We start from the raw sequence: 12236 nt of genomic DNA, 5'->3' as shown, positions 1-12236 counted from the left end.
TTGCAGATTCACCACTGCTAGACCCGACTGGCCTGATCGTCAGCCCTGTGGCCCTCACCCAAACGCAACTGAGCCGGATGAAGGAGCTCGTGGGAGCTGGGCTGACCCGTCCCCTGACCTGGCGCCGGGAGCAATTACAACGGCTCTCCGCCCTGGTGGAGGAGCACGAATCGGAGGTGCTCGAGGCCCTCGCCGCCGACCTCGGCAAACCACCCACCGAAGCTTTTTTTGAGCTGGTGGCCCTGCGACAGGAGCTCAAGCTCACCGGCCGGCAGCTGGAGCGGTGGATGCGCCCGCGCCGCGTGGCTGTCCCGCTCTCACTGCGCCCCGGCCAGGCCAAGGTTGTGCCGGAACCACTCGGGTGCGTTCTGGTCATCGGCCCCTGGAACTATCCCTTTCAACTGACGCTGCGGCCCTTGATCAGTGCCCTGGCTGCTGGCAACACGGCCGTGCTCAAGCCTTCGGAACACGCCAGTGCCATCGCGGACCTTATTGCACGGCTGATCCCTCAACACTTCGAGCCTGATGTGGTGCAGGTGGTGCAGGGAGATGGTGCAGTCGCAGCCAACCTGGTGGCCATGCCCTTCGACCACATCTTTTTCACCGGTGGCGGCAGCATCGGCCGGAAGGTGCTGGAGGGGGCCGCTGCCCATCTCACGCCAGTGACCCTGGAACTGGGGGGCAAGAGCCCCGCCATCGTTCTTGAGGGGGCCGACCTCACGGTGGGGGCACGTCGCTTGATCTGGGGCAAGGGGATCAATGCCGGCCAGACCTGCATCGCTCCAGACCATCTGCTGGTGCAACCCGCCCTGCGTTCACCGCTGCTGAAGGCGATGGAGGAGGCCCGAACGGAGATGTATGGCGCCGATCCCCTCAACTCGAATCAGCTGGGGCAGATCATCAATGAACGCCAGTTCAATCGGCTGGAGCAGCTGCTGGAGACCGCCAGAGCGGATGGGCGCATCCTGATCGGAGGCGAAATCAGTCGGGAGCAGCGGCGCATCGCCCCCACCGTGATTCGTGTGGATGACCGCAATGATCCGCTGATGGCCGAGGAACTGTTCGGCCCTCTCCTGCCGGTGCTGGTGCTCGAGGACCTCACCACAGCCCTTCAGGAGATCCGCCAAGGCCCCAAACCGTTGGCGCTGTACCTGTTCGGCGGTGATGAGGCCCAGCAACAGCAGGTGCTCACCACCACCAGTTCAGGTGGTGTCTGCCTGAACGATGTTGTGATGCAAGCCGGAGTGCCTCAACTGCCCTTCGGCGGCGTCGGTGCCAGCGGGATGGGTAGCTACCACGGCCAAAGCGGCTTCGACACGTTCAGCCACCACAAGGCGGTGCTCAAGCGCCCCTTCCGCTTTGATTTCAAGCTGCGCTACCCGCCCTACCAGGTGGATCTCAACCTGCTGAAGCGGCTGGCGGGATAAGGCGCACTCATCACCTGCACATCCCTTCTGCAGCAGGTGCTCTGGGGGGCTGGCGCTTTACCCCAGGCACCGTATCTTGCGGGCATCTGCCGGAGACGAATGCGCCGTACCGCTCTTGCCGCCCTGCTGCTGACGGCCTGGTTCCCCCTGTCAGCCACGGCAGCCTCGGTGACGGTGCGGTCCGGCGAAACACTTTCAGATATCGCTAACCGCTACGGGGTGAGCGTTGGCACGTTGATGCGGATGAATGGGATCCGCAATCCAGACCTTGTTCAAGCCGGGAGCCGTCTGCAGGTGCCAGGCCCCACCGTGACTGCAGGCTCGGGCCGCCATCGCGTCAACAGCGGTGAAACCCTCAGCAGCATTGCCAACCAATACCAGGTCCGCAGTCGCGACCTGATGGCCCTCAACAACCTGCGCAACGCTAACCACGTTGAGGTCGGCCAGACCCTGCGACTTCCGAGCAATGCCGTGATGCCCCGTCCGGCCTTCAAGCCGGTGGCTGTGACCCCGATCCCAGGAGCCACGGAACACACTGTTGCCAAAGGGCAGACCCTCACGCAGATCGCCAAGGCCTACAAGCTACCGGTGGCCAGCCTGATCAGCATCAACCAGCTGATTGACCCCAACAAAGTGGAGGTGGGCACGCGTCTCTACCTGACCGATCCCTCCCTCCAGACACCCATTACCACCCAGGCGCAGCCGGCAACAACGAAACCGGTTCAAGCCAAGGCCGAGCCCGTCCAAACCAAGGCCGTCCAAATCAAAACAGTGCAAACGAAACCGGTTCAGGCCAAAAAACCGGTGGTCAAGGCCAAGCAGGTCGAGACCGCCAAGCCCAAGCAGACCCTGGCCAAATCGGCTGACTGGCGCACCTATGGCCCGCTCCAGGTGGACTGGGGCAACTGGCAAGCCATGGGTGGCAGTCAAGTGGTGCCCACCCTCAATGCCCAGGGGCAGGCTCTTTATCTGGCTGTGAACTGTTCCGCCAAGAAGATCAATGCCACCGGTGCCGATGGGAGCTGGAAAACCTGGGAAGCACCGAAGAGCCGCTTCGAAAAAGACCTGGTGAAGGACCGTTGTCAGCTCAAGGCCTGATCTGAATCAGGCGGCGTAGTCGAGCGGCCAGGGGGAATCCAGGAATCTCCGGCCGCTTTCGCGGAGATAAAGCCGCTGAGCACCGTCGTTGCTTTCCTGGATCAACTCCTCTTGCACGAGCCGACGGGCCAACCAGGTCCAGCGGTCATGGCGTCCAGGTTCATGCAGAGCCAGGTGCTCTCCAAGGCGACGCATCTCCGTCCCGTCCTGCTCGGCCAGATGGGCCAGGAGCGTTTCCACCTGAGCTGACCAGTCGCGTCGCTTGGGGGACTCCACGCAGCGATCGCAGCGACCACAGGGACCCACCAACTCGCCGACAGCCAGCAGCAACGCCTGTTCACGGCACATTTCACCTTCGGCGACGGCCTCCATGCGACGCAGCTGCTGCTGTGCCAGGTCCAGGCGACGACGGTCCTCCAGGGAATCGCTGCCCCGGGTCGAGGCCCGCATGGCCCAGCCCAGGCTGGTGCGATCACCCGGCGAAAACAGCACCTGGCAATGGGCCGGCTTGCCGTCTCTGCCGGCGCGGCCCGATTCCTGCAGATAGCCCTCAGGTGTGGCCGGCAGATCGAGATGAAGCACCAGGCCCACATCGCCACGGTCAACGCCCATGCCGAAGGCCACCGTCGCCACCAGAACGGGCCGCTCGTGCTCAAGAAACAGCTTCAGAGCCTGCTGGCGGGTCTCCGGATCCAGACCGGCGTGATACGGCGTTGCGGCAACCCCTTGGTCAGTCAGACGTTCCGCCCACTGCTCCACCGAACGACGGGTGCGGGCGTAGATCAGCGCAGCACCACGGGACGTCTCCAGTTCCTCCAACACCTGCGGCATGGGATCCCTGGGGCGCCGCTGCATCGTGTAGTGGAGGTTGTCCCGGCGGGCCGAACTCACCTGCACGAGCGGGCGACGCAGATCCAGCAGGCGAATGATGTCGGCTCGCACCCTTGGGGCAGCCGTCGCGCTGAGGGCCAGCATCGGCACTCCCGGGCAGAGCCTGCGGATCTGACCCAGGCGGCGGTAATCGGGGCGGAAGTCATGCCCCCAGGCACTGATGCAATGGGCTTCATCCACCGCCAGTGCCACCAGTCGGCCCTCCCTGGCATGACGTTCCAGCATCAGCCGGGTCTGCTCACCCTGAAGTCGTTCCGGCGCGATGTAGAGCAGACGCAGCGTGGCGTCCTGCAGCTGCTCCAGCGCCTGCTGTCGTCGAGCTGGCTCGAGTCCGGCATGCAGGCAAGCCGCAGCGATTCCCCGTCGCTGCAGGGCCATCACCTGGTCCTCCATCAGCGCCACCAACGGTGAGATCACCACCACCAGGCCCTCGCGCACCAGGGCCGGCAGCTGATAGCAGAGCGATTTACCTCCGCCGGTGGGCAGCACCGCCAGCGCGTCCTTGCCAGCCAGCACAGCATCCACCACGGGCCGTTGCCCGGGGCGGAAGCCATCCCAGCCGAAGTGGGTCTGCAGTGCACGCTCGAGCGAAGCCAGAACACACCAGATGTGGAGGCTTCAGATTATCGAGCACAAGATCTGGAGTCAGGCCAGCGGTGGCGGATCCAATTGATCGGGGGACTCCTCCACCAGCTGGAGCCGCACCCGTTTGCCACCCGCGAGCTCTCCCAAGGACACCCGCATGGTGGCGCCGCTGAGGGTCTGCAGAGCATTCAGCACATCGCGCAGGTAGGGCGTGCTGCTTCCGCTTTCAACCCAGAGCCGCTCCTGAAGCCCCCCCAAGCGCCGCCAGGAGGTGTGCAGCTTCAGCACCGCCGACTCAAGGGCCTGGGCCTGGCCCACTGCATCAGCCAGCAGGCCGAGGGCATCCAAGCGCTGGGCCTCCTGCATGGCGCGGTCCAGGTCCAGTTCCCCCTGCTGGAAAGCCCGCACGGCAACACCCGACTCGGTTGCCTTGGTGATCCAGCGTGCTGTGCTGGTGACGTCCTTGATCCGGTCGAGTTCAGGCTCATCGCGGAGCACCTTGCGCAGATCTTCCTGCTGCGGCTCAGGAAGCTTGGCCAGTTCCCGCACCAGAGGGGCCACCGCACGGGGTGGCAGCAGGTTCTCCTGGGTGCGCTGACGAATTTCCTCCGGCAGCAAAGGGCTGGTGGCCGCCGTGAATTCATCCGTGAGGCGGCGCACCTGCTTGCGGGTGATTTCCTGCCCCTCGTTGGCGGCTTCGGAAATCATCAGCTGCACTTCGGGAACCGCCTGAGCGGTTTCCATAAAGGCCCGCTTGGAGAACTGATTGACGCTGCTCTCTTCCAAGGTGCCGTCGCTGAGCATGCTGTCGGCGGATTCCGCCAGTTGAATCAAGCCGTAGGCACGGGTCTTGCTGATTTCCCGCTCCCGCAGCCACTGCAGAAATCCAGCGCCCCGGGCTTCACCGCCGCGCTTCTCCTTGTCCCGCACAGCGCGGAGGATGCGACCGCGCCAGATCTCGGTCTGGAGATCAAAGCGGTCGCAGACGGCCCAGGCCTGTTCCAGCCGAGCCAGAAATTCCATCGTGCTGATGTCGTCCTGCTCCGGGTCCGGCAAATCCAGCTGAAGCAGCGACGGATCTGGATCAAGGGCGATGGAACTGGTCAAAGGGACGCCGACGACGAAGGGACGACATTCTGTGACGCAGCGGTCATCACCCTCCATTCCACGAGATACGCTCCGATTGCATCTCCTTATGCCCAGCGATGGCGATCACCCGCGGCGCCAAGGTGCGCATCAAGCGTCCTGAGTCCTACTGGTTCAACGAAGTTGGCACCGTTGCCTCCATCGACACCTCGGGAATCCGCTACCCCGTTGTCGTTCGCTTCGAAAAGGTCAACTACAGCGGCCTGCAGGGCGTTGACGGTGGTATCAACACCAATAATTTCGCCGAAGCGGAACTCGAGCCGGCCTGAGGCCGTTGCCTGAACTCCCTGAAGTCGAGACGGTCCGTCGGGGACTGGCAGACCGTCTTGTCGACTTCAAAATCGCGCAGGTTGAAGTCTGCAGGCCAAGGGCCATTGCCAGCCCTGGAGGTCCTGATGAGTTTGTAGCTGGCCTCTGCGGAATGACGGTGGGGCAGTGGCAGCGCAGAGGGAAATATCTGATGGCAGCCCTGGAGCCCGAAGGAGGTGTTTGGGGTGTGCATCTGCGCATGACCGGCCAATTCCAATGGCATGAGCAGCCCTCAGAACCGTGCAAACACACCCGTGTTCGCTTCTGGAACTCAAAAGAGCATGAGTTGCGCTTTGTGGATGTGCGCAGCTTCGGAGAAATGTGGTGGGTTCCTCCGGGCCAACCGATGGAAGAGGTGATCACAGGCTTAACGCGACTCGGGCCTGAACCCTTCAGCACCGACTTCTCCGCCAGTTATCTGAAGCTGAAACTCAAGGGCAGCAGCCGACCGATCAAAACAGCGCTGTTGGATCAAGCCCTGGTGGCTGGAGCGGGCAACATCTACGCGGATGAATCCCTCTTCGCATCAGGCATCGCCCCTTTCACGCCCGCAGGGCAGCTGGAGCTCAAACAACTGGAGAGGTTGCGGGATGCCCTGGTGAATGTTCTCACCATCAGCATTGGAGCCGGTGGCACCACCTTCAGTGATTTCCGCGATCTCGAGGGGGTAAATGGCAACTATGGAGGCCAGGCCTGGGTTTACCGACGTGGAGGAGAACCCTGCCGCAGCTGTGGAACGCCCATTCAAAGGGAGAAGCTGTCGGGCCGAAGCACCCACTGGTGCCCGACCTGTCAAAGCTGATTGGGCAGCGGAAGCGCAGAGAGAACCTCCCGATAGGGAGGACGAAGCACGCCGAATTCGGTGATGAAACCTGTCACCAGATGAGCCGGAGTGATGTCGAAGGCTGGGTTCCAGGCCTGGGCCCCAGGAGCCGCGATGCCCACTCCCTTTGCGTGGGTGATCTCCTCTGCATCGCGTTCCTCAATGGTGATCGCGTCCCCATCAACCGTCGCTCGATCAATGCTGCTGCCAGGTGCGCAGACATAAAAGGGAATGCCGTGGGCTCGGGCCACAAGCGCCAGGTTGTAAGTGCCGATCTTGTTGGCAACATCGCCATTGGCAGCAACACGATCACAGCCCACCATCACGGCATCCACTTCACCCCGGCGCATCAGCAATCCACTCGCTCCATCAACAATCACGGTGCAGGGAACCCCGAGACAAGCCAATTCCCAGGCAGAGAGAGCAGCCCCTTGCAAGCGGGGACGCGTTTCATCCAGCCAGGCATGGGACAGCAGGCCACGGGCATGGGCGGCTGCAATCACTCCGAGGGCGGTACCAACGCCTCCCGTAGCGATCGCACCCGTGTGGCAATGGTGCAGGACACGGCAGCCCTGAGCCAACAGGGAAACGCCATGATCCACCAGCCGCTGGGTCAGGAGACGATCCTCCTGCTGAAGCGCAGCGGCCACACCGGCGAGCGCATCAACATCAACTGGAGCGGCGGACCCCAGGGCCGCCTGCATCCGATTGAGGGCCCAGGCGAGGTTGACGGCGGTTGGCCGTGATGCACGCAGACCTCGGATCGCAGTGGGGAGGTCATCTCCGGAGCGTGCCGCCAGAACAACCCCCCAGGCCGCCGCGATACCGATCGCGGGTGCACCACGCACAGCCATGGAGGAAATCGCCTCAGCAACCTCCTGCCATCGGTGCAATTGCATGAAGACCACAGCAGCGGGAAGGTGTCGCTGATCCAGCAACTCCAGGTGATCACCGATCCAGCGGCAACTGGGGGGAAGCGTCAATGCACGTGGGCCGCTGTGTCCTGTATAGAAGACGGAGGGATCAGCGGATTGTGACCGCAAACCAAACCCAGCGTGAACGATTAACTGAGGTGATGCGGGGCATCCACCAACGCGGATGGTGCGATGGCACCGGAGGGAACTTCAGCATGGTGCTGCAGCATCAGCCCCTGCAGTTGCTCATGGCACCCAGTGGTGTTGACAAGGGGCAGGTACCTGCCGATCAGCTGATTGTTGTGGATGGGCAAGGCAAGGTTTTAACGGGCAAAGGAAAAGCCAGTGCCGAAACAGCGCTGCATCTACGCATTGTTGAAGCAACCCAAGCTGGAGCTGTACTGCACACCCATTCCGTTCCCGGAACGGTGTTATCCCGCCATTACGAAAACACAGGAGGGATTGTCTTGGAGGGCTGGGAAATGCAGAAAGGCCTGATCGGAATCAACACCCACGCCAGCAGCATCACCATCCCCGTGATCAGCAACAGTCAGTCGATGGATGAGCTGCGCGAGGCAGTCGCACCCTTTCTAGAAACATCGCCCTACGGGTTTCTGTTGGCCGGGCACGGCCTTTACGCGTGGGGGGCTGACCTGGATGCAAGCAAACGACACCTGGAAATCCTGGAATTTCTATTGAAGGTGAGATTGACCCAAATGCAGATTGGAGATCAATGAAGAATCGACAACATCTTCTGCTCGACATCGAAGGGACAACATGCCCAGTGAGCTTTGTCAGCGACGTTTTGTTCCCCTTCGCCAAGCAAGAACTGAGCCACTACATCAAACAACACTGGGACAAGAGCCCTGACAATGAGCAAATCCAAGCCGCCAAGAAGGAATGGCTGGATGACCGATCCACCGAAAGCATCCAGATCAAACAGCAGGTTACAAAAGGGGAAGCCGAGGAGATAGACGGATTAATTCAATACCTCAAACACCTGATTAGCATCGACAAAAAGTCAACAGCACTCAAAGATCTACAGGGAAAGATCTGGGAACACGGATACAAAAATGGAGAGCTCAAATCTCAACTGTTTCCAGAAACTTCTGAATGCCTGCGTGAATGGCGCGAGCAAGGATTAACGCTATCCGTCTATTCATCGGGCAGCATTCAAGCTCAAAAACTGCTTTACAGGCACAGCCCTGCGGGTGACCTTGAAAAATTCTTCAGCCACTGGTTTGACACCCACACCGGCCCAAAAAAATCCGCGGAGAGCTACAAAACCATCGCCGAGCAGCTCCACAGCTCGCCCAACAAGATTTGGTTTGTGAGTGACAACGGCGCCGAGTGCGACGCCGCTCGTTCGGCAGGAATGCACACACTCTTCAGCCTTCGCGACGGCAACCCTGACCGTGACCCACGAGATCACACGGTTGTTCAATCACTCCACGAGGTAAGTGCTCACCTGGCAGCAGAACAATAGCCAACAAAAAAGCCACCTCATGGTGAGGTGGCTTTTTCGCGGGTGGTGATGGTGATCGCTTCAGCAATCAGCACATCATCAACCTATTTGGAGAATGTTTTACCTGGCATCGAGCTATTTTCTCAGGGGGCTACCCCCCAAATATCGTCGCCGCTGATGCGTTTCACAACCGAGTTCGGGATGGATCGGAGTGGGACCACACCGCCATGGACACCAGGATAGATAAACATTCTCAAGGGATGAACCCTGAGAACTGCATAGGATCTGCAACTAAAGCTGCACGTCTGAATCAAACAAAGAAATGAGTCTTCAGGCAAGAACCAAAATGTTGGTCAAGCCCTCGGTCTATTAGTACTCCTCCGCTGCATCCATTACTGGACTTCCACGTAGAGCCTATCAACGGGTGTTCTTCCCGTGACCTTACTGGGTTACCCCATGGGAACACTCATCTTGAGGTGGGCTTCCCACTTAGATGCTTTCAGCGGTTATCCACTCCGCACATGGCTACCCAGCGTTTACCGTTGGCACGATAACTGGTACACCAGAGGTGCGTTCCTCCCGGTCCTCTCGTACTAGGGAGAAATCCTCTCAATGTTCCTGCGCGTACACCGGATATGGACCGAACTGTCTCACGACGTTCTGAACCCAGCTCGCGTACCGCTTTAATGGGCGAACAGCCCAACCCTTGGGACCGACTTCAGCCCCAGGTTGCGATGAGCCGACATCGAGGTGCCAAACCTCCCCGTCGATGTGAACTCTTGGGGGAGATCAGCCTGTTATCCCTAGAGTAACTTTTATCCGTTGAGCGACGGCCCTTCCACTCAGAACCGTCGGATCACTAAAACCGACTTTCGTCCCTGTTCGACTTGTAGGTCTCACAGTCAAGCTTCCTTCTGCTTTTGCACTCGTCAGCTGATTTCCAACCAGCCTGAGGAAACCTTTGTGCGCCTCCGTTACCTTTTAGGAGGCGACCGCCCCAGTCAAACTGCCCACCTGATACTGTCCGCTCCCCGGATAACGGGTGAACGTTAGAACCCTAGCTCTGAAAGAGTGGTATCTCACCAGTGACTAACTCATAGCCGCAACCATGAGATCAACGTCTCCCACCTATCCTGCGCATTCAGAGCCCGGGCACAATACCAAGCTACAGTAAAGCTTCATAGGGTCTTTCTGTCCAGGTGTACGTAGTCCGCATCTTCACAGACAATTCTATTTCGCCGAGCCTCTCTCCGAGACAGCGCCCTGATCGTTACGCCTTTCGTGCGGGTCGGAACTTACCCGACAAGGAATTTCGCTACCTTAGGACCGTTATAGTTACGGCCGCCGTTCACCGGGGCTTCAGTCGCCAGCTTCGCTTACGCTGACCGGCTTCCTTAACCTTCCGGCACTGGGCAGGCGTCAGCCCCCATACATCGTCTTGCGACTTAGCGGAGACCTGTGTTTTTGGTAAACAGTCGCCAGGGCCTCTTCACTGCGACCACCTTGCGGTGGCACCCCTTCTCCCGAAGTTACGGGGCCATTTTGCCGAGTTCCTTAGAGAGAGTTACCTCGCGCACCTCGGTATTCTCTACCACCCCACCTGTGTCGGTTTCGGGTACTGGCAGTCATGCCTTAACGGGTATAGAGCTTTTCTTGGAAGCTTGACGTCACCAACTTCGCTGCCGTAGCAGCTCGTACTCACGCCTCAGCTCGGAACGTTTTCACCGCTCCTCAACGCCTCGAACGCTTGAACCAGTAACCAACATCTGGCTTGGCTAGCCTTCTCCGTCCCTCTTCCCAAAACATGACCGGTACAGGAATGTTGACCTGTTATCCATCGACTACGCCTTTCGGCCTCGCCTTAGGTCCAGACTAACCCTCCGCGGACGAGCCTGCCGGAGGAACCCTTAGGGTTTCGGTGCATGGGATTCTCACCCATGTTTTCGCTACTCAAGCCGACATTCTCACTTCTATGCAGTCCACGCCCGCTCACGCTAACGCTTCGCCCCACATAGAACGCTCCCCTACCATAAAAATCCGCAGCTTCGGTACAACACTTAGCCCCGTTCATTTTCGGCGCAGGATCGCTCGACCAGTGAGCTATTACGCACTCCTTTGAGGATGGCTGCTTCTAGGCAAACCTCCTGGTTGTCTATGCAATCCCACCTCCTTTATCACTTAGTGTTGATTTGGGGACCTTAGCTGGCGGTCTGGGCTGTTTCCCTCTCGACCATGGAGCTTATCCCCCACAGTCTGACTGCCTCGCTACACACAGGGTATTCAGAGTTCATCTCGATTTGGTACCGCTCTCGCAGCCCGCACCGAAATGGTGGCTTTACCCCCCTGCTGGAGCACGAGACGCTACGCCTCAACGTATTTCGGGGAGAACCAGCTAGCTCCGGGTTCGATTGGCATTTCACCCCTAACCACAGCTCATCCGCTGACTTTTCAACGTCAGTCGGTTCGGACCTCCACTTGGTATCACCCAAGCTTCATCCTGGCCATGGTTAGATCACCCGGGTTCGGGTCTATAAACACTGACAAACGCCCTATTCAGACTCGCTTTCGCTATGGCTCCACCATTTCCGGTTTAACCCGCCAGTGCCTATAAGTCGCCGGCTCATTCTTCAACAGGCACACGGTCACCCTATAAGTAGGGCTCCCATTGCTTGTAGGCTCACGGTTTCATGTTCTATTTCACTCCCCTCCCGGGGTTCTTTTCACCTTTCCCTCGCGGTACTGTTTCGCTATCGGTCACACAGTAGTACTTAGCCTTACGAGGTGGTCCTCGCGGATTCACACGGAATTTCACGTGCTCCGTGCTACTCGGGATACAGCTAGCTCAGTTCAGTTTTCGGTTACGGGGCTTTCACCCTCTGTGGCGTGCCATTCAAGCACTTCTCCTAACTTCCCTGATACACGTTGCTGTCCCACAACCCCGATACTCGAAAGTATCGGTTTAGGCTCTTCCCCGTTCGCTCGCCGCTACTTAGGGAGTCGTTTTTACTTTCCTTTCCTCCAGCTACTAAGATGTTTCAGTTCGCTGGGTTGGCTCGTGCCAGCCTATGGATTCAGCTGGCCGTATTAAGGGTTGCCCCATTCGGAAATTCCCGGATCAAAGCGTGCTTCCAGCTCCCCGAGACTTATCGCAGGTAACCACGTCCTTCATCGCCTCTGTGTGCCAAGGTATCCGCCGTGAGCCCTTTGTAGCTTGACCAATTAACCTCCTAAACGCTTACCGCCGTTGAAAGCAGATTCTCAAGTTTTTATTGCTAAAAACAAGATCAAACTCTGATTGGCTCGACACCAACCAAAGAACGTTTAAGAGTCTCGGCTCTTGCTCAAAAGAATTTTCATTGTTCTAGATCCAATCTCCCTTTCGGAAGATCAGATTCAAAACAATGCATCTGTAAGATGCTTTGTTTTTTCCAGACTCACCTATGCAGTTGTCAAGGTTCTGCTAGAACTTCAAATCAAATCATCAATTGCTTGATCATTTGATCCGAGCCCAGCATCTTATCAACCAAATTCAAGACTTAAAATCTGAAACTTGGAATGACAGGAAGCTGGGGTCATCC

9 protein-coding genes and 2 rRNA genes are annotated in these 12236 nt (G+C 58.9%); 6 read left to right on the top strand and 5 right to left on the bottom strand.

The genetic code is table 11. The annotated features are described in order from the left end of the window. The first annotated feature begins 47 nt into the window (after positions 1 to 47). Positions 48 to 1427 carry an aldehyde dehydrogenase family protein gene (locus tag SynM161_RS02445; protein ID WP_186541879.1) on the top strand — a complete coding sequence of 460 codons (1380 nt, stop codon included), beginning with the start codon at positions 48 to 50 and terminating at the stop codon, positions 1425 to 1427. A 99-nt stretch (positions 1428 to 1526) separates the two neighbouring features. Next, complete coding sequence (locus SynM161_RS02440; protein ID WP_186541878.1) at positions 1527 to 2525, top strand: LysM peptidoglycan-binding domain-containing protein; 999 nt, start codon at positions 1527 to 1529, stop codon at positions 2523 to 2525. Between the two features lie 6 nt (positions 2526 to 2531). Here the strand turns inward: SynM161_RS02440 and SynM161_RS02435 are convergent, their stop codons facing one another. Continuing rightward, positions 2532 to 3992, bottom strand: coding sequence for an ATP-dependent DNA helicase RecQ (locus SynM161_RS02435; protein WP_186542404.1), 1461 nt, complete (start codon positions 3990 to 3992; stop codon positions 2532 to 2534). 69 nt (positions 3993 to 4061) lie between these two features. After that, positions 4062 to 5165, bottom strand: a complete 1104-nt coding sequence (locus tag SynM161_RS02430) for a hypothetical protein (RefSeq protein ID WP_370593100.1) — start codon at positions 5163 to 5165, stop codon at positions 4062 to 4064. Between the two features lie 41 nt (positions 5166 to 5206). Between SynM161_RS02430 and SynM161_RS02425 the strand changes: the two genes are divergently transcribed. Continuing rightward, on the top strand, positions 5207 to 5416 hold the full coding sequence (locus SynM161_RS02425) for a photosystem I reaction center subunit IV (RefSeq protein ID WP_006851563.1): 210 nt from the start codon (positions 5207 to 5209) through the stop codon (positions 5414 to 5416). A gap of 5 nt (positions 5417 to 5421) precedes the next feature. Further along, complete coding sequence (locus tag SynM161_RS02420; protein ID WP_186541877.1) at positions 5422 to 6258, top strand: DNA-formamidopyrimidine glycosylase; 837 nt, start codon at positions 5422 to 5424, stop codon at positions 6256 to 6258. Here the strand turns inward: SynM161_RS02420 and mtnA are convergent. Further along, the gene (gene mtnA, locus SynM161_RS02415) at positions 6249 to 7262 is read right to left on the bottom strand and encodes an S-methyl-5-thioribose-1-phosphate isomerase (protein WP_186541876.1); all 1014 of its coding nucleotides are present in this window, start codon (positions 7260 to 7262) and stop codon (positions 6249 to 6251) included. The genes SynM161_RS02420 and mtnA overlap by 10 nt on opposite strands. Between mtnA and mtnB the strand changes: the two genes are divergently transcribed. Continuing rightward, positions 7262 to 7930 carry a methylthioribulose 1-phosphate dehydratase gene (mtnB, locus tag SynM161_RS02410; protein WP_186541875.1) on the top strand — a complete coding sequence of 223 codons (669 nt, stop codon included), beginning with the start codon at positions 7262 to 7264 and terminating at the stop codon, positions 7928 to 7930. The two genes, mtnA and mtnB, sit on opposite strands and share 1 nt — an antisense overlap. After that, a complete protein-coding gene (gene mtnC, locus SynM161_RS02405) occupies positions 7927 to 8679 on the top strand; it encodes an acireductone synthase (protein WP_186541874.1) in 753 nt (250 codons plus the stop codon). The genes mtnB and mtnC overlap by 4 nt, the downstream gene beginning before the upstream one ends. 101 nt (positions 8680 to 8780) lie before the next feature. Here mtnC and rrf read toward each other — a convergent pair. Next, positions 8781 to 8897, bottom strand: a 5S ribosomal RNA gene (rrf, locus tag SynM161_RS02400). A 110-nt stretch (positions 8898 to 9007) separates the two neighbouring features. Further along, positions 9008 to 11875, bottom strand: a 23S ribosomal RNA gene (locus SynM161_RS02395). Positions 11876 to 12236 lie beyond the last annotated feature (361 nt).

The sequence above is a fragment of the Synechococcus sp. M16.1 genome (genome assembly GCF_014279895.1).
Classification (GTDB): domain Bacteria; phylum Cyanobacteriota; class Cyanobacteriia; order PCC-6307; family Cyanobiaceae; genus Parasynechococcus.
This window is presented reverse-complemented; position numbering and strand designations above follow the sequence as displayed.

What these genes read in the sequence shown, in the direction of transcription:
- SynM161_RS02430 (WP_370593100.1), bottom strand. Translation starts at nt 5,165, where the DNA reads ATGGAGGGTGATGACCGCTGCGTCACAGAATGTCGTCCCTTCGTCGTC.
- SynM161_RS02440 (WP_186541878.1), top strand. Translation starts at nt 1,527, where the DNA reads ATGCGCCGTACCGCTCTTGCCGCCCTGCTGCTGACGGCCTGGTTCCCC.
- SynM161_RS02425 (WP_006851563.1), top strand. Translation starts at nt 5,207, where the DNA reads ATGGCGATCACCCGCGGCGCCAAGGTGCGCATCAAGCGTCCTGAGTCC.
- mtnB (WP_186541875.1), top strand. Translation starts at nt 7,262, where the DNA reads ATGCACGTGGGCCGCTGTGTCCTGTATAGAAGACGGAGGGATCAGCGG.
- mtnC (WP_186541874.1), top strand. Translation starts at nt 7,927, where the DNA reads ATGAAGAATCGACAACATCTTCTGCTCGACATCGAAGGGACAACATGC.